The 19,942-nt window shown below is 70.7% G+C and carries 15 protein-coding genes; 4 read left to right on the top strand and 11 right to left on the bottom strand.

The genetic code is table 11. From position 1 onward, the window contains the following. Positions 1-57: 57 nt before the first annotated feature. The gene (locus IF64_RS0118720) at positions 58-2,241 is read right to left on the bottom strand and encodes an acyl-CoA dehydrogenase family protein (RefSeq protein WP_030533445.1); all 2,184 of its coding nucleotides are present in this window, start codon (positions 2,239-2,241) and stop codon (positions 58-60) included. Positions 2,242-2,458: 217 nt separating this feature from the next. Here IF64_RS0118720 and kstR point away from each other — a divergent pair, with 217 nt between their 5' ends. Then, positions 2,459-3,103: a cholesterol catabolism transcriptional regulator KstR gene (gene kstR, locus IF64_RS0118725; RefSeq protein WP_030533446.1), complete on the top strand. Its 645-nt coding sequence runs from the start codon at positions 2,459-2,461 to the stop codon at positions 3,101-3,103. A gap of 127 nt (positions 3,104-3,230) precedes the next feature. On the opposite strand, the gene IF64_RS0118730 is transcribed toward kstR, so the two are convergent. The 6 genes from IF64_RS0118730 to IF64_RS0118755 form a co-directional block, all read right to left on the bottom strand. Further along, a complete protein-coding gene (locus IF64_RS0118730) occupies positions 3,231-4,064 on the bottom strand; it encodes an LLM class F420-dependent oxidoreductase (RefSeq protein WP_030533447.1) in 834 nt (277 codons plus the stop codon). Positions 4,065-4,164: 100 nt separating this feature from the next. After that, positions 4,165-7,401 carry a fused isobutyryl-CoA mutase/GTPase IcmF gene (gene icmF, locus IF64_RS0118735; RefSeq protein WP_030533448.1) on the bottom strand — a complete coding sequence of 1,079 codons (3,237 nt, stop codon included), beginning with the start codon at positions 7,399-7,401 and terminating at the stop codon, positions 4,165-4,167. A gap of 127 nt (positions 7,402-7,528) precedes the next feature. Then, positions 7,529-8,152 (bottom strand): GTP-binding protein, encoded by a 624-nt coding sequence (locus tag IF64_RS0118740; RefSeq protein ID WP_030533449.1) that lies wholly within the window; start codon positions 8,150-8,152, stop codon positions 7,529-7,531. Continuing rightward, positions 8,133-8,528 (bottom strand): DUF742 domain-containing protein, encoded by a 396-nt coding sequence (locus IF64_RS28245; RefSeq protein WP_030533450.1) that lies wholly within the window; start codon positions 8,526-8,528, stop codon positions 8,133-8,135. The genes IF64_RS0118740 and IF64_RS28245 overlap by 20 nt, the downstream gene beginning before the upstream one ends. Before the next feature lie 245 nt (positions 8,529-8,773). Next, positions 8,774-9,226 (bottom strand): roadblock/LC7 domain-containing protein, encoded by a 453-nt coding sequence (locus IF64_RS0118750; protein ID WP_030533451.1) that lies wholly within the window; start codon positions 9,224-9,226, stop codon positions 8,774-8,776. Next, on the bottom strand, positions 9,223-13,278 hold the full coding sequence (locus IF64_RS0118755; RefSeq protein ID WP_030533452.1) for a nitrate- and nitrite sensing domain-containing protein: 4,056 nt from the start codon (positions 13,276-13,278) through the stop codon (positions 9,223-9,225). The genes IF64_RS0118750 and IF64_RS0118755 overlap by 4 nt, the downstream gene beginning before the upstream one ends. Positions 13,279-14,674: 1,396 nt before the next feature. Here IF64_RS0118755 and IF64_RS0118765 point away from each other — a divergent pair. From IF64_RS0118765 to IF64_RS0118775, 3 genes are read left to right on the top strand one after another with little or no spacing between them, the layout of a single operon-like run. Next, the gene (locus IF64_RS0118765; RefSeq protein ID WP_051757984.1) at positions 14,675-15,874 is read left to right on the top strand and encodes a type III PLP-dependent enzyme; all 1,200 of its coding nucleotides are present in this window, start codon (positions 14,675-14,677) and stop codon (positions 15,872-15,874) included. Then, the gene (speD, locus tag IF64_RS0118770) at positions 15,864-16,262 is read left to right on the top strand and encodes an adenosylmethionine decarboxylase (protein WP_030533454.1); all 399 of its coding nucleotides are present in this window, start codon (positions 15,864-15,866) and stop codon (positions 16,260-16,262) included. The genes IF64_RS0118765 and speD overlap by 11 nt, the downstream gene beginning before the upstream one ends. 48 nt (positions 16,263-16,310) lie before the next feature. After that, positions 16,311-17,168 (top strand): spermidine synthase, encoded by an 858-nt coding sequence (locus tag IF64_RS0118775; RefSeq protein WP_051757985.1) that lies wholly within the window; start codon positions 16,311-16,313, stop codon positions 17,166-17,168. Here the strand turns inward: IF64_RS0118775 and IF64_RS0118780 are convergent. From IF64_RS0118780 to IF64_RS0118795, 4 genes are all read right to left on the bottom strand, one after another. Continuing rightward, a complete protein-coding gene (locus tag IF64_RS0118780; RefSeq protein ID WP_030533456.1) occupies positions 17,146-17,517 on the bottom strand; it encodes a DUF3817 domain-containing protein in 372 nt (123 codons plus the stop codon). The two genes, IF64_RS0118775 and IF64_RS0118780, sit on opposite strands and share 23 nt — an antisense overlap. 4 nt (positions 17,518-17,521) lie before the next feature. Further along, on the bottom strand, positions 17,522-18,025 hold the full coding sequence (locus tag IF64_RS0118785; protein ID WP_030533457.1) for a hypothetical protein: 504 nt from the start codon (positions 18,023-18,025) through the stop codon (positions 17,522-17,524). 53 nt (positions 18,026-18,078) lie between these two features. Next, the gene (locus IF64_RS0118790; RefSeq protein WP_030533458.1) at positions 18,079-18,990 is read right to left on the bottom strand and encodes a lytic transglycosylase domain-containing protein; all 912 of its coding nucleotides are present in this window, start codon (positions 18,988-18,990) and stop codon (positions 18,079-18,081) included. A 178-nt stretch (positions 18,991-19,168) separates the two neighbouring features. Further along, positions 19,169-19,654, bottom strand: coding sequence for a hypothetical protein (locus IF64_RS0118795; RefSeq protein WP_030533459.1), 486 nt, complete (start codon positions 19,652-19,654; stop codon positions 19,169-19,171). Positions 19,655-19,942 lie beyond the last annotated feature (288 nt).

Consider the following 19,942-nt stretch of genomic DNA (forward strand, 5'->3'; position numbering starts at 1 on the left):
CGCAGCGAGGGGCCGCGCTGGCCCCGCGCAGCAGGCGACGGGATTGTCAGACGCGACCTAGTGCCGTGGCAGTCCCAGAATCCGCTGGGCCACCACGTTCGACAGCACCTGTGTCGTGCCGCCCGCGATGCTCAGGCACCGGGTCAGCAGGAACTCGTGCTGCGCCGCTCCGGGCGGCCCCGAGGTGAGCACCCCGTCCTCACCCCACTCGTCGAGGGCGGCCTCGGCCACCTGCTGCCGGTGACGCACACCGAGCAACTTCTGCACGCTCGACTCGGCACCGGGCTGACCACCGGCGATCCTGCGCACCGCGTCGCGGACCCCGAGCATCGACACGGCACATCCGTCGACGACCAACCCACCGAGTCGTTCCGGATCGATGCCCGGGTGCGCGGCCACCAGTTCCTCCACGGCCTCGCCCACCGCCGAGCCACCACCGAGGGCCACGCGTTCGTTGGCGAGGGTCGTGCGCGCGAGCGGCCAACCGCCGTGCACGGGGCCGACGACGTCGCGGTCGAGCACGAGGACGCCGTCGAGGAACACCTCGTTGAACCGCGCCTCCCCGGTGATCTCCCGCAGCGGCCGCACCTCGATCCCCTCGGCCCGCATGTCGACGAGGAAGTACGTGATGCCGCGGTGCTTCGGGGCGTCGGGATCGGTGCGCGCCAGGCAGATCGCCCAGTCGGCCTCGTGCGCAAGAGAGGTCCACACCTTCTGCCCGGTCAGCCGCCAGCCCCCGTCGACCCGTTCGGCCGACGTGCGCAGCGACGCCAGGTCGGAGCCCGCCCCGGGTTCGCTGAACAGCTGACACCACGTCAGCTCCCCGCGCAACGTCGGCAGCACGAACCGTTCCCGCTGGTGCTCGTCGCCGTGCTGAAGGATCGTCGGCAACGCCCACGCGCCCACGACGAGGTCGGGCCGCGGCACCCCGGCACGCTCGAGCTCGGTGTCGATCACCAGCTGTTGCGCGGGCGTGGCGTCCAATCCGTACGGCCGCGGCCAGTGCGGGACGAGCGCGCCCGTGTCGGCCAACCGCCGCCGCACGTACTCGGGAGTCGCGTCCGCCAGTTCGGCCGCGAGTGCGGCCGCACCGGCCCGGGTTCGCGCCAGGCTGGCCGTATCGATGACGTCCACAGTGGAACCGGAGTGCGCGGCGGCGGGCTCGGCGTCCTCGGCGGGGTCCACGGCACAGGCTTCGACGTCGACGCCCACCCGGCGCCGCGCCCCCTCGAGGGTCAGCTCGCCGGCCCGCCTGCGCCAGCGCCGTGCACCACCGAGCCACTGCCGCAGTGCCACGGCCCGCCGCAGGTAGCGATGCGCGTCGTGCTCCCAGGTGAAGCCGATCCCGCCGAGCACTTGGATACAGTCCTTGGCGGCGGCCACCGCCGCATCGGGAGCGCCCGCTGCCGCCACCGTGGCCGCCACGGTCAGTTGCTCGCGATCCCCGGCATCGGCCGCCCGCGCCGCATCCCACGCCAGCGCCGCCGCCGACTCGGCCTGGCACAGCATCTCGGCACACAGGTGCTGCACCGCCTGAAAGGCGCCGACCGGACGGCCGAACTGTTCGCGCACGCGGGCGTGGTCACACGCCGTGCGCACGCACCAGGCGGCCACTCCCGAGGCTTCCGCGGCGACGAGGGTGGCGGCCAGCTCGGGGACCTCGTCGCTGCCGAGCACGGCCTCGGGCGCCACGGGTACCGCATCCAGCTCGGCCGTGAGCGCCGGCCGGCCGAGATCGAACCCGTCCGCCACCGTCAGCCGCACCCGCGCCGCCGGCACCGCGAACCACACCGGCGTCTCGCGCTGTTCCGCGGCGAGCACGAGCACGTCGGCGTCCCGATCGCCCATCAGCACGGGTGTCGTTCCCGAGGCCACGAATGCCGTGTCCCCGTGCCCGTCGTGCGCGACGACCGTTCCCGCCGACACGGCGACCGCAGCACGCGCGCCGCCGTCGACCAGGGCGGGAGCGAACTCCTTCGCCACGGGCGCCTCGGGCGTGCGCGCCAGCGCGAGGGCCGCCAGTGCGCTGCCGAACGCCGAGGGCGCAGCGAGCCGTTCGGCCGCCGCTTCCAGTCCGGCCGCGAGGTCGGCGACCCCCGACCCCGCGCCGCCGAGCTCCTCGGGTACGGCGACCCCGGGCAGGCCGATCCCGGCGATCGCCGAGCTCGGATCGGCCGCTCCCGCCGCGGCGGCGACGGCGTCGGCCAGGGCACGCTGCTCATCCGTCATCGCGATACTCACGACGCGAATTGTAGAACATGTTTCACTTAACTGGGTGTAACCCGAGCATCGAATTCGGTCGCCGTTGGGTAGAGTACGACGCGGGAGTGGAACAGGTTCTGCACGAGCGCGCCGATCCGTCGACCACCCCACCGGACAGCATGCGACAACAACGATTCGACCACACGATTCGACAACCACCAGTCGACAACCACGAAACGCCGAGCAGGAGTCGTCGATGGCCAGCAAGCCCAAGACACCGGCCCCCACGAAGGGCACCTCGCGGAGTTCGACCGCACTCGGGCCGATGGGCGGCGACGAACCGGGAACGGCCGCGCAGCGCGACCGGCGCAAGCGCATCCTCGACGCGACCCTCGCGCTCGCCGCGAAGGGCGGCTACGACGCGGTGCAGATGCGGGCCGTGGCCGAACGCGCCGACGTCGCACTCGGCACCCTCTACCGCTACTTCCCCTCCAAGATCCACCTGCTCGTCTCCGGCCTGGCGCGTGAATTCGAACGCGCGCAGGAGAAGCTCGAACGCAGCAGCATCCCCGGTGACACCGCCACCGAACGACTCCTCGTGGTCCTCGGGCGCAACACCCGCATGATGCAGCGCGACCCGCACCTGACCGAGGCGATGGTGCGCGCGTTCATGTTCGCCGACACGACCGCCGCCGCGGAGGTCGAGCAGGTCGGCGCCATGATGGAGAACATGTTCGCCAAGGCCATGGGCATCGACGAACCCACCGACCACGACCGCGCCGTCTTCCACGTCATCGCCGACGTCTGGATGGCCAACCTGGTCGCCTGGGTCACGCGTCGCGCCTCGGCCGCCGACGTCGCCAAACGACTCGAACTGTCGGTCCACCTGCTCCTGGACTGAGCAGCCACGCCCCCGACACGCGGACGGCCACGGCCTGCGCTCCGATGGGGAGCACAGGCCGTGGCCGTTCCCGTTTCTCCGTTGCCGCTTCTCCGTGGGCCGCACCCGGGTCGGGTGCGGGCACGGGTCAGGAGTTGTAGCGCTGGGCGAAGGCGGCCAGCTCGTCCAGCTCGCGCAACGTGTCCGCCTCCGGGGCCGTCTCGAGCATGAACGTCACGTGGTCGACCCCGACCTCGGCCCAGCCTTCGATGGTCTTCTCGTCGGCGGGCGCGCCGAAGATCGCCATCGGCACGTCGGGACGCCCCTGGTCGGCGAACCACTCCTGAGCCTCCCGGATCGCCTCCGGCCGGGTGTGCGGGCGCGGCAGCCAACCGTCGCCGTAGGCGACCGTCCTGCGCAGCGCCGCCGCACTCTCGCCGCCGACGTAGATCGGGGGATGCGGCGAGCTGACCGGCTTCGGCCAGGCGTACACCGGATCGAAGTCCACGTGCGTGCCGTGGAACTCCGCCTGCTCCTCGGTCCACAGTGCCCTGATCGCCTGCAACTGCTCGTTCATCAACGCGCCGCGGGTGGCCGGGTCGGTGCCGTGATTGCGCATCTCCTCCCGGTTCCAGCCCACACCCACGCCGAGCACGAACCGTCCACCCGACACCAGATCGAGGCTCGCGGCCTCGTTGGCGGTGTGGATCGTGTCACGCTGGGGCAGCAGCGCCACCCCGGTGCCGACGGTGAGTGTCCGCGTCGCCGCGGCCGCCGCCGTCAGCGCCACGAACGGGTCGAGCGTGCGGTAGTACTTGCGGGGCAGGTCACCGCCCTCGGGAAACGGCGACTCCCGGCTGGCCGGAATGTGCGAATGCTCCGCCAGGAACAGCGAGTCCAGGCCGCGTTCCTCGAGCGCAGCACCCAGCCGGCCGGGCAGGATTCCCTCGTCGGTCACGAACGTCGAGACACCAAACTTCATGTCCACCCCCAACCGACGAGACCCGCCGTGCATTCCCGGCCGTCACCGCCGGGAGTGATGCCTCACCGTGCCAGGCGTTGGCCACGAAGCGGCCCCGACGTCACACGTTGCGCCGGTACTGTCCGCCGACCTCGAAGAACGCGTCGGTGATCTGCCCGAGCGAGCAGACCCGCGCGGCGTCCATCAGCACGGCGAACACGTTCTCCCCGCGCGTGGCCGCCTCCCGCAGCCGCTTCAGCGCCACCTGCGCCTCCGCGTGATGCCTGCTCTGGAAGTCCTCGAGCCTGCGCAACTGCGAACGCTTCTCCTCCTCGGTCGCCCTCGCGAGTTCCACCTCGGCCTGCTCGGCCTCGCCGCTGGGATTGCGGAACGTGTTCACCCCGACGATCGGCAGCTCCCCGTTGTGCTTGAGGCGTTCGTAGGTGATCGACTCGTCCTGGATCCGGCCGCGCTGGTAGCCGGTCTCCATCGCCCCGAGCACGCCCCCACGCTCGGAGATGCGTTCGAACTCGGTCAGCACCGCCTCCTCCACGAGGTCGGTCAGTTCGTCGATGATGAACGAGCCCTGCAGCGGGTTCTCGTTCTTCGACAGGCCCCACTCCTTGTTGATGATCATCTGGATGGCCATGGCGCGGCGCACCGAGCTCTCGCTCGGAGTGGTGATCGCCTCGTCGTAGGCGTTGGTGTGCAACGAGTTCGCGTTGTCGTAGAGCGCGCAGAGCGCCTGCAGCGTCGTGCGGATGTCGTTGAAGCTCATCTCCTGCGCGTGCAGCGACCGTCCGGAGGTCTGCACGTGGTACTTCAGCTTCTGGGACCGCTCCCCCGCGCCGTACCGCTCCCGCATGGCCACGGCCCAGATCCGCCGCGCCACCCTGCCCAGAACCGAGTACTCGGCGTCCATCCCGTTGGAGAAGAAGAACGACAGGTTCGGGGCGAACTCGTCGATGTCCATTCCCCTGGCCAAATAGGACTCGACGTAGGTGAACCCGTTGGCCAGCGTGAACGCCAGCTGGGAGATCGGGTTCGCCCCGGCCTCGGCGATGTGGTACCCGGAGATCGACACCGAGTAGAAGTTCCGCACCCCGTGGTCGATGAACCACTCCTGGATGTCCGACATCATCCGGAGACTGAACTCGGTGGAGAAGATGCAGGTGTTCTGCCCCTGGTCCTCCTTGAGGATGTCGGCCTGCACCGTGCCGCGCACCTGCCGCAGCGTCCACTCGCGGATCTCGGCGGCCTCGTCGGCGCTCGGCTCGCGGCCGTGTTCGTCCCGGAAGGCGTCCATGCGCTGGTCGATCGCGGTGTTGAGGAAGAACGCGAGGATCGTCGGCGCGGGGCCGTTGATCGTCATCGACACCGACGTCGTGGGCGCGGTGAGGTCGAACCCGTCGTAGAGCGCCTTCATGTCGTCCAACGTCGCGATCGAGACGCCGGAGGTGCCGACCTTGCCGTAGATGTCCGGCCGCGTGTCCGGGTCGAAGCCGTACAGCGTGACCGAGTCGAACGCCGTCGACAGGCGCTTGGCCTGCGAATCGGACGAGAGGTACTTGAACCGCCGGTTGGTGCGGAACGCGTCGCCCTCGCCCGCGAACATCCGCGCCGGGTCCTCACCGTCGCGTTTGAACGGGAACACCCCGGCGGTGTACGGGAAGTAGCCGGGCAGGTTCTCCCGCCGCAGGAACGACACGAGCTCGCCCTTGTCCTTGTACCGTGGCAGCGCCACCCGCGGAATGCGGCTCCCGGACAGCGTGTCGCGCCACAGCGCGGTGCGGATCTCCTTGTCCCGCACCGTGAACGCCAGTTCCTCACCCCGGTAGGCCTCCGCGAGCTCCTCCCACCGCTCGAGCAGCGCGGCCGTCTCGGCATCCACATCGGACTCCGCACCGGCCACGAGCTCGTCGAGCGCAGCGGCATCGTTGCCGGACGCGGCGAGCTCGTCGCGGGCGATAATGAGGTGTTCGCGCCTGCGCACGGCGTCGGCCTGCCGCTCGGTCTCGGCGTGGTAGGCGCGGACCGTGTCGGCGATGTCGGCCAGGTACCGGGTGCGGTTCTGCGGGATGATCGTGGCGATGCGGGTCGACACCTTGCCCTCGACCGCGGGCAGCACCCCCGCCGACACCGACAATCCACTGCCGGCGAGCATGTCCCGCAGGTGCTGGTACAGAGCCGTCACCCCGTCGTCGTTGAACGTGGCGGCGCTCGTGCCGTACACCGGCATGTCCTCGGGGTCGGCGCCGAACGCCTCGCGGTTGCGGACGAGCTGACGGGCCACGTCCCTGCGGGCGTCCTCGGCGCCGCGCCGCTCGAACTTGTTGATGGCCACCACGTCGGCGAAGTCGAGCATGTCGATCTTCTCCAGCTGCGAGGCCGCACCGAACTCGGGCGTCATGACGTACAGCGAGTGGTCGACGTGGTCGACGATGCCTGCGTCGCCCTGGCCGATGCCGGGCGTCTCGACGACGACGAGATCGAATCCCGCCGCCTTGCAGGCCAGCACCGCCTCGTCGAGCCCTTCCGGGATCTCGCCGCTGGTCGTGCGGGTGGCCAGCGACCGGAAGAACACCCGGTCGCCGTCGAGGCAGTTCATCCGGATGCGGTCGCCGAGCAGCGCACCGCCACCGCGGCGGCGGGTGGGGTCGACGGCGAGGACGGCGATCCGCAGCTTGTCCTCCTGGTCGCTGCGGAACCGCCGCACCAGTTCGTCGGTCAGCGACGACTTGCCCGAACCGCCCGTGCCGGTGATGCCGAGCACCGGCACGCTCCTGGCCTCGGCGGCCTGCGCGATACCGGTGTGCCACTCCGCGGGCAGCACGTTCTGCTGCAGCCGCGTGATCGTCCGCGACAGCGTTCGCACGTCCCCGGCGAGGAGATCGTCGAACGCGCCGGCGTCGTTCTCGGCGAGGTCGACGTCGCACTCGCGGATCATGTGGTTGATCATCCCGGGCAGACCGAGCTCGAGCCCGTCCTCCGGGGAGAAGATGCGCGCCACGCCACGCGAGTGCAGCAGGTCGATCTCGTCCTGGACGATGACGCCGCCACCGCCACCGAACACCTTCACGTGGCCCGCGCCCCGCTCGGCGAGCAGCTCCACGAGATACGTGAAGTACTCGACGTGCCCGCCCTGGTACGCGCTGATCGCCACACCCTGGGCATCCTCGGCGATCGCGGCCGTGACGACCTCGTCGACGGAGCGGTTGTGCCCGAGGTGGATCACTTCGGCGCCCTGCGACTGCAGGATGCGCCGCATGATGTTGATGGAGGCGTCGTGCCCGTCGAACAGGCTCGCGGCGGTCACGAACCGGACGGGGTGCACAGGCCGGTGCAGCTCGGTGGTCATGCCTCCAAAATACTTGGACTTCCTACTAATTCAAAGACGTCCGAGCCGGGCAACGACCGGGTTCGCCCGTGACGACCGTCTCTCCCGTGGTCGCGGCCGGCGCGCTACCGGCCGCCACGGGAGGCCGTCAGCCGACCGGCCTCGGGTCGTTCATGCCCCGGACCGCGAGCCACTGCTGCATCGCGTACTCGACCATGGTGATCAGCGTCTGCTTCGTCGACTCGCGTTCCCTGGCGTCGCAGCGCACGAGCGGGATGCTCTCGTCGATGGACAGCGCCTCACGCACGTCGTTCAGGTCGTGCTGCAGCACCCCGTCGAACGTGTTCACCCCCACGATGTACGGCAGTCCGCGGTCCTCGAAGAAGTCGATCGGGGCGAACGAGTCCGCGAGCCTGCGGGTGTCCGCGAGCACGACCGCACCGATCGCACCGCGCACCAGGTCGTCCCACATGAACCAGAAGCGCTCCTGTCCGGGGGTGCCGAACAGGTACAGGATCAGGTCCTCGTCCAGGGAGACACGGCCGAAGTCCATCGCCACCGTGGTGGTGGACTTGTTCGGCGTGGCCGCGAGGTCGTCGATGCCGGTGCTCGCGTCCGTCATCATCGCCTCGGTCGTCAACGGCACGATCTCGGAGACCGAACCGACGAACGTGGTCTTGCCCGCACCGAAACCGCCGGCCACGACGATCTTGGCCGAGGTCATCGTCTTCGGCGCGGCCTGGCGCGGTGCCTTAAAGCCGACGGAGTCCACTCAACACCCTTTCCATCAACATAAAATGCGCTTCGGCGTTCTCGCTGCCCGATGCGGTCCTGTGCACGGTCACCAAGCCCGTGTCCGCCGCATCGCTGATCAGCACTCGCGCCACTCCGAGCGGCACTCCGAGCACCGCAGCGATCTCGGCCACCGAACGTGGAGCACGGCATTCTTCCATGATGACCTGATGCTCGACCTGGTCGGGGACCGGCAGCACCGCTGCATCACGGGTGGAGATCAACGTTTCGAGTTCCAGCGGATAGTTGGCTTTCGTCCGGCCGCCGGTGATGGCGTAAGGACGGACGAAACCGGTTTCCTCAGCCGGGATCGGTGGCTCCGCCACCGGTTCGACGGGGATAGCTTCGGCCGACACGAACTGCTCCTCTCCGGTCGTTGACCGGTCGTGGTCGTCCTGCCCCGGCCACACCACATCGGCGGGCTCGGGTTCGGTTGACGACGGTCCTCCCCGGTTGTCGTCCTTCTCACCGGGTTCGTCCCTGCGTCCCCCTCGTTTCCGACGGCGCAACCCGGACGTGAGCGCGAAGCCGTTGAGCACGTCAGCGATCGCGCTCTCGTGGTCCTCGCTCCCGGATCCGGATTCGGTGCTCATCGGCTGGGTCATCCCACCGATCCGCCGACCAACGGGCCACCCGCACCCTGCAGCTGCGCACGCAGCTCAGGGGTGAGGATCTGCCCGACCCGGTCGACGAGGAGCGTCATCTCGTACGCCACCTGACCGATGTCGCAGTTCGGCGCGGCCAGCACGGCCAGGCACGAACCGTCGCTGATGGACATCAGCACCATGATGCCGAGCTCCATCTCGACGACCGTCTCGTTCACGGCGCCCGCCTCGAAGCATCGAGCGGCGCCCTGCGTCAGGCTGATGAGGCCGGATGCGACCGCGGCGAGCTGATCGGCGCGGTCGAGCGGCAGTCGGTTCGACGCGGTGAGCAACAGCCCGTCCGCCGACACGACGACCGCGTGCGCGACGCCCGGCACTCGCTCGGCGAAGTCGTTCACCAGCCATCCGAACTGGTTCTGTTGGGGCTGAGCCCGGTCCGGCGCGGTCATTCACCCTCCACTTTCTGTTCACTGCTGTCGCTCGCCTGAGCGGTCCGATGCCGACCTCGGCGAATTCCCTGCTGGAAACTGCTGAGCCTGCCCTGCACGTCGGCGGGGTCACGCTCGCGCCGCGGCCGGCTGCCGGCCGGTCCCGTCGACGTCGCACTACCCGGCATCAGCTGCTGGCCACGCTGGCGGCGTGGCAGCCCGGCCGGGGTGTAGCCGGACGGCGTCGCATCCGACGCCGCCTGCACCGTGCGCCACCGCTCGTCGGCGGCGAACGTCCAGTCCGCTGCGGTGTCCTTGCCTGCAGCGGTGTCACTTCCTGCGACGGTGTCACTGCCCGTGGCGGCCGCAGTATCCGCATCGGCCGCGGTGTCCGCGTTCGTCGAGTCCACCGCCGTCGAGTCCACCGCCGACGAGTCCGTGGTCGTCGAGTCCGCCGTGGTCGTGGTGGCGGTGTCGTCGACCGTGGCCGTGGACTCGGCCGTCTCCGTGCTCGCCGACACCGCACCGGCCGACTCGGCCGACGTGCCGCCCTGCGACTCCTCGGCCTGCGCGGCCTTCGACCGGGTGGCCTCGGGCTGGGTGGACTTGGGCTGGGTGGCCTCGGGCTGCGCGGCCTTCGGCTTCCGGCGGCGCTGCGGCAGGCCCGCGGCCGTGGTCGGCGTGTCCTGCTGGGCCGACACGGTCGAGCCGGTCTCCGCCGTGCCACTGTGCGCCGTGCCAGTGTCCGCCGTGCCACTGTCCGTCGAGCCGGTCTCCGTCGTGCCGGACGCCTGCGGGGCGGTCCCGGATGTGGCCGGTGCTGCGGACGCGTGGCCGTTGACGGCGCCGGTCGATCCGGCCTCACCGCCGGCGTCCGGGGCCGTGTCCGGTTCCGGCTTGCGCCGCCTGCCACGGCTCACGCCCTGCTGGAAGCTGCTGAGCCTGCTGCGGACGTCCGAGGCGTCCCGTCGCGGCGGAGCGGGCTGCGGGTGCGCAACGCCGTTCACGCCGTTCACCGCGGTCCCGCCGGCCCGTCCGGCGTCGGTGGCGCTTCCCGGCATGAGCTTCTGGCCCCGCTGCCTGCGCGGCAGACCCGCGGACGTGTAGTCCTCCGGCTCGGCCTTGGCGGCCTCCTCGGCGTTCTTCCTGCCCGGGTCGGCCGCACCCCAGCCGGGGTCGGACGCCGGGTCACTCTCGCTGCGGAACCACGCCGACAGGGTGTCGTTGAAGATCGGCGTCGTCTCCGAGCCGTCCTTCTTGCGCTGCCCGGACGTGGCCGGCGAGGCCGCGGAGGCGCTCGACGCCGGACCGGAGGACCCGGCCGTCGCCGCGCCGCCCGCGTCCTCGGTCGAGGAGTTCGCCGTGCCTGCCGTCTTGGCGTTCCACCAGTCGGTGACCTCGGTGTTCTTCGGTGCGAACAGCGCGGTCCCGCTCAGGTCCTCGCCGGTCTCGGGCTGCGTGTCGCCTGGCGTGTCACCGGCCGCCGCATTCGAGGCGCCCGTGCCGTCGGCGCCCTCGGCAGCCGGTGCCGAGGTGCCGGGACGCGGTTTCCTGCTGGCACCGGGCCTGCGACGGGGCAGTCCGGAGGTCGTCCCACCGGCGGCGCCGTCAGCGCCCTCGTCCGTGCCTTCGTCGGCGGGTCCGCCCTGCTGCGGGATCGAAGGGCCGCCGCCCGGGACCGCGCTGGACGTTCCCGACGAGTTCGACGAGGACGGCGAGGACGGCGAGGACGCTGTCGTGCCGTTCCCCTCCGCGGAGCCGGTGGTGGGGGCGCCCGGCCGAGTGCCGTTGCGACCCGTGCCGATCTGCCCGGTGCCGTTCTGCCCCGTGCCGTTCTGCCCCGTGCCGTTGCGGGAGGAACCGTCGGAGCCGCTCCCGTCGGTTCCCGCGGAGCGGTCGTCGGTGATCGGGCTGAACAGCGCTGTGCCGGACACCTCGTTCTCCGACGGCGCGTCCCCGCCCTGCGTCAACGGGGCGAAGGCGGTCGGGACGGACGCGCCGTGGTGGGAACCGCGCTGCGGAAGACCGCTGCGCGTGGTTCCGACCGGGGTGGACCCGGTGGGCCCGCCGGCGGATCCGGATGCCGGCGACGGGGCCTGTGCGGGCACCAGCTCGGTGGGTGCGCTGTGGTCGACGATGACGACGTCCTTGGGCACGCGGACGACGGCGGTCACGCCGGTGACGTCCTTACCGCCGCGCAGCTGCACCTCGAAGCCGTGCCTGCCGGCCAGCCGGCCGACGACGAACAGGCCCATCCGCCGCGAGGTGGCGATGTCGACCGGGCCCGCGTCGGTGAGTCGGCCGTTGGCCTCCTCGAGTTCGGCCTCGTTCATGCCGATGCCGCGGTCGACGATCTCCACCTGGAGCACGCCGTCGTCGAGGGTGCTCGACACGGTCACGCGCGTCTCGGGTGCCGAGAACGCGGTCGCGTTGTCGAGCAGCTCGGCGACGAGGCGGACCAGGTCGCCCGCCGCGTACCCGACGATCCGGGCCTGCGGCGGGGCGTTGACCGCCACGCGCTGGTACTGCTCGATCTCCGACACCGCGGCGCGCAGCACGTCGGTGACGCTGACCGGACGGCCCGACCGCCGTCCCGGTTCGTCGCCGGAGAGCACCATGAGGTTCTCGTTGTTGCGGCGCATGCGGGTGGCGAGGTGGTCGAGCTGGAACAGCGTGGCCAGCTGGTCGGCGTCCTCCTCGTCGCGCTCGAGCCGCTCGATGAGCTGCAGCTGGCGCTGTACCAGGCTCTGGCTCCGGCGCGAGAGGTTGACGAACACGCCCGCGTAGCCGGCGCGCATGCCGGCCTGCTCCACGGCGAGGCGCAGGGCCTGGCTGTGGACGGCGTCGAAGGCGCGCGCCACCTGTCCGATCTCGTCGTCGGTCGACACCGGAACCGGGCGGACGACGGGGTTGTGTTCCTGACCGTCCTGGATGGACTGCACCGCCTCGGGAAGCGCCCGGTCGGCGACGTCCAGCGCGGAGGTGCGCAGCACGTTGAGCGAGCGCAGCAGGTGCCGGGTGATCACGAACACCACCACCGCGGCGAGCGCGAGCGCCAGCACGAACAGCACCGCCAGCCACACCACACCGGCGTGGGCACCGCTGGCCCGTTCGTCCGCGGTGGCCGTCACCTCACCGCCGAGCTGGCCGCCGTACTCGCCCATGGCGCCGAAGACCTCGTTCGAGGCCTGCTGCCACTCCTGCGCGGAGACGTCCCCGAACGCGGCGTTGGCGTCCTGTCCGGCCAGCAGCCCGCGCATGATCGACTCGCGGGTGTCGAACGCGTCGCCGCGGACGGTCTCGTTGAACGCGGCGCGTTGGGTGACCGTGGCTGCGCTGGAGAACTCGGCGAGCCGGTCCTCGAGCCGCACGGACGAGGTGCGCAGCTGGTCGAACTCGCTGGGCGCGAGTCCCCCGCGGTCGATGCCGTAGGTCACGAGCGCCTGTTGGATCGAGACTTCCTCGCTGGCCACCATCACGTCGTGCAGGGCGGTGGGCGTACCGCCGATCGCGTCGTCGCCCATGCCGGACACCGCGGCGACGTCCACGGTGAGCAGCGACGAGGTGATGACCGAGTAGGACGAGGTCGCCTGGATCGCACCCAGCTGCCCGGTGCGGACCCGCTCGCGCAGTGAGGAGAGCCGGTCGAGCTGCTCGTTGAGCTGCTCGCGCGGTTCGGCGAGTGCGTCGAGGTCGGCCGAGGTGGTGTTCAGCGCCGAACGCACCGGCCCGACGGCCTCGTCGACGTCGGCGCGCACCTGGTCGAGCCGGGCCGTGTCGGTCCCGGCGCCGGTGGTCAGCGCCGCGGCCGTCTCGGTGCGCTCCCGTTGGAGGGCGTCCAGGAGGGTTCTGGAGGCCGCGTTCAGCTGCGCCAGCTCGGCCACCTGGTCGTATCGGTCGGCGCGGTCGAGCTGTGTGCCGAGCGTCAGGCCGCCCAGCACCAGCGCGATCACGATGGGAATCAGCGTGACGGCTCCGAGCTTGGCGGGCAGCTTCCAATCCCGCCAGCGCGCCAGAGCCTTCCACGGGGACGGCTTCGGGGCGTCCTCACCGAGGAGTTGCCCCACAGGCACTCGGCCTTCTCCTGCAACGGTCACGTACGTGACTCCCTCTCAGGCTCGCTCACGGGTACGACGGCGGGGCCCACCTGCGGGGACGGCACAGTCGACCGCTCCGGCGCGGCCGGGCACGCCGACACGACGCAGCGAAGCGGAGGCCGTCCGCGCATCGTGCACCGCAGATGCATGCCGGGTCGATCCTTCCCTGTCCACGGCTGCCGGATCCGTTGTGCTGGTCCCTGCGCCGTGTCTTCGCTGTCGGTCGGGTGTCGGTCTGGCTGGTCGCTGTTCGCTGTCGGTCGCTGTGTCGCTCGGCCCTGTTCGCGTGGGCCCTGTCTGTGTGGGTCCTGTCTGCGTGGGCCCTGTTTGTGTGGCGGTACTGTCCTCTCCGGCGCAGCCTCGTGCGCCGGAGACGCCAGCGGTCGCCGTCGTTCACGTCCGCCCCGGCCTGCGCGCCCTCCCCCAGGACGCCGTCCCGGCACGGTGGCCCGTACCTGGCAGCGGCCGCGATCCGCCACCTGCGATCTGCACCTTGAACGAGCAGATCCCGTGCGTGGCTTTCGAATCGCTTGCCGGGGCGCCAGAAATCGTACAGCCAAACGGGTTGTCGCCAAATGATCTCGATATCGAGTGGATGACCAGCACAAATGAGGATTCACCCGACTCGGCGGCACTTCGATCCGCCGGCTGGGCCGTTCACGATCGTTTTCCGGTCACCGAATTCATATCGTTTCCCCGGTCAAGCCTCACCCACATAGCCCAAGTCGTTGTAGGGATTCACCCGTACAGCGGCATCGACTACACCGGACCACTACGGTGCGAAGTCAAAGAGTCCACGATCTAGTAGCGTTACCGATCCGCGACCTCCGTCGCCCGCTCCCCCGACCCGGTGGCGCGGATCGCACGCACACCGGCCAGGAAACCCCGGTTCATCGCGCGAAGAACCAGCCGCTCACCGGCTCGACACCCACGCGGACACCGCGGGCCACGCGACGCCCGAGTCGCTACCGTCCGCAACCAACGAGGGGTCAACCACTGCGGGCATCACTCGTTCTGGTGGCCTCCGCTTAGTGGAACCGGTTACTCGATCTCGGTCAGTGACCACGAAAGATCACCCGGGCACGGCCGGGACGGATACGAACCCACCGCAGCGCCAGATTGTCGAACAATGACGTTTCCGACTTCCGCTTCCGGCGAACACCCGGATCCGCAAGAGGGATCTCCCGTGAGATCCGCGACGAAACCGCGGAGTCCGCAGAACCACTATTTCTGGAATGGCACAGCAATTCCACTCAGAGCAGTAGTTCAGGGCTTCACATCACCCGAAGGAGTGTCTCAAGTTGCATGTCACACCGGGCGGGACCGCACTCGGAGCAGCCATGGGCCGGTTGAGACCCTCACGCCCGTGAGCATCTCCGACACCGCACCGACGGCAGGTCGCGCGGCCACTCCCGCGCCTGCGGCCCGTCGGTTCCTCGACGAGCACGACCCACCCACGCCGTGCCTCGTGGTGGACGTCGACACGGTCGTCGACCGATACCGTGCGCTGGCCGCGGCCTTTCCCGACACGCGCGTGCAGTACGCCGTGAAGGCCAATCCGGAACCCGCCGTACTGCGCGCACTCGCACGCGAAGACGCGTGGTTCGACGTCGCCAGTCCCGCCGAGATCGACCTCTGCCTCGAGGCCGGCGCCGACGGCGGACGGCTGTCCTACGGCAACACGATCAAGAAGCCCGCCGACATCGCGCGCGCCCACGCTGCGGGAGTGCGTGAATACACCTGCGAGGCGGACGGCGACCTGGACAACATCGCGGCCCACGCGCCGGGGGCGCAGGTGTCGGCGCGGGTCCTGGTCGAGCCGCCTGATTCGGTGACCCCGTTCGGCCGCAAGTTCGGCTGTGTCCCGGACCGGGCGACCGCGCTGCTCCTGCGCGCCGCGGAACTCGGTCTCGACCCGGTCGGCGTCAGCTTCCACGTCGGCTCGCAGCAGCTCGACACCGCCGCGTGGGACGTGGCCGTGGAGGCCGCGGCCTCGGTGTTCGCCGGGACCGCAGCCCACGGCCTGCACCTGCGCAGGCTCAACGTGGGCGGGGGGATCGGCGCCTCCTACCGGGACACCGCCCCGGAACCGACCGCCTACGCCAGTGCGATCGGCGAGGCCCTCGCGCGGCACTTCCCCGACCGGGCCCCGGAGCTGGTCCTCGAACCCGGGCGCGCGATCGTCGCCGAGGCAGGCGTGATCCGCACCGAGGTCGTGCTCGTGACGCGCAAGGACCCGGCCGACGAACACCGCTGGGTTTACCTCGACGTCGGGCGCTACAACGGGTTGGCCGAGACCGAGGACGAGGCCATCGCCTACGCGCTCGAGCCCGTCGGCGACCACGACGGGGCGAGCGGTCCGGTGATCATCGCCGGGCCCACCTGTGACGGCGATGACGTGCTGTACCAGCGCACTCCGTACCGGTTGCCGGAATCCTTGCGTGCCGGGGACCGGATCGACATCCTTGCCGCCGGCGCCTACACCGCGAGCTATTCGTCGGTGGCGTTCAACGGCATTCCGCCACTCCGTACCCACTGCATCCACGAAGGGAGGCCGACCAGTGCCGACTGACTGCCGCGAGGTCGGTGTGTTCTCGGGCACGCACGTGCTCGCCGAACTCGACGGTGTCGAGCCGCGTCTGCTCGACGACGACGTCTTTCTGCGCACCACGTTGGCGAGCACGCTCACCGAAGCGGGCGCGACCGTCTGCGACGTCATCGCCCACCGGTTCGAGCCCCAGGGCGTCACCGTGCTGGCGATGCTCGCCGAGTCGCATGCGTCCGTCCATACCTACCCGGAGATCGGCGCGGCGTTCGTCGACGTGTTCACGTGCGGCGACCAGGCCGATCCGACGAGGGCCGTCCAGCTGCTCGGCGCGGCGCTGGGCAGCGCCCCTCCCGCCATGTCCACCGTCCGGCGGGGCCACCCCGCACCGCAGACCGCGACGACAGGGAAGTGAGAAGTGGCCGCAGAGACCCGCACCGTCAACGAACCGCTGTCCGAGGGCATGAGCCGCGTGTGGCGCGTCGACGACGTGGTGGTCGACACGAGGACCGAGTTCCAGCACGTCCTCATCGGCCGTACCGCCCACGGCACCACGCTCTTCTGCGACGACGAACGCCAGAGCACCGAGACCACCCAGCTCGTCTACCACGAGGCACTGACCGTGCCGCCGCTCCTGTTGGCCGACGAGGTGAACACGGTGTTGATCATCGGTTCGAGCGAGGGCGTGGCCAGTGCGATGGCCGTGGCACACGGGGCCTCCCGCGTCGACCACGTCGACATCGACGCCGAGACGGTGCGCCTGTGCGCCCAGCACCTGCCCTACGGCTACACCCCCGACGACCTGGCCGCCGCCGAGGCGCACGAGGGCCCGATCCGCCTGCATTACCGGGACGGATGGGACTTTCTCGCCGAGGCGCAGGAACGCGGACTGCGTTACGACGTCGTGCTCATCGACCTGCCCGACGAGAGCACGGATCCCGAGGCCCAGCACAACCGGCTGTACGAGGCCGACTTCCTGAGCCGGTGCGCGGAGGTGCTGACCCCCGGCGGGGTCGTGACCTGCCAGGGCGGCTGCCCCACCATGTGGCGCAACCAGACCCTGATCACCGCGTGGCGGCGGTTCACCGAGCTGTTCGGCACGGCCGTGTACTACGGCTCGGACGAGCACGAGTGGGCGTTCCTGTCCGGCCGCAGCGACCGGATCGACGATCCGGTGGGCACGATGACCGACCGGCTGCGCGCGTCGATCGAGTCCGGGCGGGGTTACCTGCCGGACTCGATCGACGCGGACGCACTGCGCGGCTGCACCGTGCCGCCGCACGCGGTGCGCGCCGCGGTCAGAGCTTCTTCCCCGCAGTGACGCGCTGGTGGACCTTGCGCTCGACCCAGAAGGACAGGAAGGGCACACACCCGGCCAGCAGCACGCCGATCGTGCCCTTGACCGACCAGCGGGCCTTGAGCGCAAGGTCCACCGCCAGCACCAGGTAGGCCATGTAGATCACGCCGTGGATCGGCGAGTACACGGCCGAGGGGCCCGCGTTGTCGAAGCCGTAGCGGATGATCATCACGACGACGAGGCCCAGCAGGCCGATGCCGGTCACGAAGGCGGCGACGCGGAACCGGGTCAGCGGTCCCCTCAGCGCTTCGGGAACCCGTCCGGCCGTGGTCGTGGCGGCCCCGCCTTCGGCGTCGCGGTCGGTCGTCACCATGTCGTCACTTCACCTCTTGATCACGTGCGTTCAGTTCGGCCAGATAACGGTTGTAGTCGGCCAACTCGGGGTCCTCGGTGTTGCCGTCGGTGTTGCCGCTGCCCACGCCACCTCCGCCCGAGGTCCCGCGTGCGGCGCGGTTGGGACCGAACGGCCGGGCCGCGCGGCGGGTCGGCGCGGGCTCACTGCGGGTCGCCTCCGAACCGGTCTCGGTCGGCTGCGCGGCGGACTCCGACGGTGGCGCGGCGACCGACGACTCCGCGAGGTCGGACGGGCTCGGGGAGTCGGCCGAACGACGGCGGCTCAGCACCCGCCAGCGCCACACCATGAATGCGGGGAACAACCCGAACAACGGCCACTGCAGGACGTACCCGAGGTTCTGATAGGTGCCGCCCGCGGACGAGAACCGGTCCCACTGCCACCACGCGAGGCCGAGGCACACGGCCAACGCGGCGACGCACAGCACTCCGATGCCGACGGCGCGCACGGTGACGGAACGGGAGTTCACCCTTCCGACGCTAGCAGGCGTGACGAGGTGGGCACGGTCACAGCCCGCCGAGTTCAGCCCTGCGTACCGGCCGCCTGCGCCGCGTAGGTGTCGGCGAGTCCGAAGACCTTCTGGCCGTACTCGACCGAGTTGTTGTACGACATGATCCCGGCCCACCAGCCCTCGGCACTCGACATGTCCCGCCCACCCGCGCACAGGTAGCGGGCGGCGGTGAGGGCCGCGTCGTCGATCTGCTGGGGGTCGGCGTTGCCGTCGCCGTTGCCGTCGCTGGCATAGCGCATCCACGTGCTGGGAATGAACTGCATCGGGCCGACGGCACGGTCGTGGTGCGGATCGCCGTCGAGGCGGCCGCCGTCGGTGTCGGTGATGGTGCGCACGCCCGGTGCGCCGTTGAGGGGGACGCCGATGATCGGGATCGAGGGCCTGCCGTCCTCACCGAGCATCGCCCCGCCGTAGCGGCCGTGGTCGGATTCGACGCGGCCGATGCCGGCCAGGGTCGCCCACGACACCCGGCAGCCGGGTGAGTGTTCCCGCATGGCCAGTTCCGCATGGCCGTAGGCGCGCAGCGCACGGGCGGGAACCGACGTCGCCGCGGCGGTGCGCTCGGCCCACGCGTCGAGTGAGTCCGGTTGACCGTCCTCGGACGGCGGTTGCTGTGCCCCTCCCCCGGTGCTCGCCCCTTCGTCGGGCGCGGCGGCCTCCTTCGCCGGAGCCGCCGACCCGGGGGTCACGCTCGCGGGCCGGACGTCCATCGCGGGCACGTCGGTCGTGGTGGGACTCGCCTCCGGCGTCGCGGCCCTCGCCACGAGCCACACGCCCCCTGCGCCCACGGCCACGACCAGGACGACGACCGCCAGCCGCACGGCCGCGGGCCCGAGACCACGAACCGCCGACAGACCTGCCCGAGCTGCCGTCGCGGCACCACCGCGGTGCGGACCATCGCCTTCGGGCTCCCCTGTGCGCACCGCTTGCCCCTCCGTGTACCGAACTCGCCCATGAGAACAACGACCGGAGGCACCGTAACGTTATGGGCCGCGGCGGTCGTTCTCGGCGCGCCGAGAAGCGGTGGGCGCAGGAGAACCGGTGCCGGGCTGGCGACCCGCGCACGGGGCCTCAGCTCGTGACGGTTCCGCTCCTGATGGTTCAGCTCGCGGCGTCGCGGCGCTGGCGCGCGAGTCGCGCCACGCACCACGCGGGCGCCGAGCCGCGTCGGAGGTGCTCCAGCACGGTCAACGGACCCAGCCACTTGGCCAGATCACCGGGCGTGAGGCCGGCCGCACGGTAGTCGAGGGCGCGCTGGTCGAGCGGGCTGATCCCGGCGTCCCACCAGGCCTCGGCCTCCCGCACGTCGCCGATCATCTGCCACCAGCCTGCGGCGGCGACGAGCAGCTCGTCGGGGGCGTCCGGCAGCCGCTGACGCATGGCGTCCAGGTAGGTCGTGTCGGCGGTGTCGAGCGCGGCCCAGGCGCCCGGCCCGGTGGCTCCGCGCTGCCCGGGGATTCCCGGGGCCGCCTGTGGTGCCTCGGCGAGCCAGGAGGAGGCGATCTGCCGCGCCTCGATCTCCTCGGCACTCTGCTCACGTTCCGAGGTCCACTGCTGGATGACCGCGTCAACGCCGGGATCCTGCATCCCTGCCTCCTTCTGCAACGCACTGGGAGTCGCTTGCGGAAAGACTGTCGAGCGCTGTTCGAACCGGCCGGCGAACCACCGTCGCATCGGCTCGATCACGCAATGTGAGCACCGTAGGAGAGCACCTCGGCTCCGCGCCAGACCCTCTCGGCGACGGATCCGTTGACCTGCGCTTTAGCCCCGGGAATCCACCCGGATGGTCCAGTCAATGGGGTTGAAAGCGTCCGAATACACGCTCAGTGATCACCGCATTGTGCGGACACGACGTTTCCCCGAAGTCGCGTTTCC

The sequence above is a fragment of the Prauserella rugosa genome, from assembly GCF_000719975.1.
GTDB classification, from domain to species: domain Bacteria; phylum Actinomycetota; class Actinomycetes; order Mycobacteriales; family Pseudonocardiaceae; genus Prauserella; species Prauserella rugosa.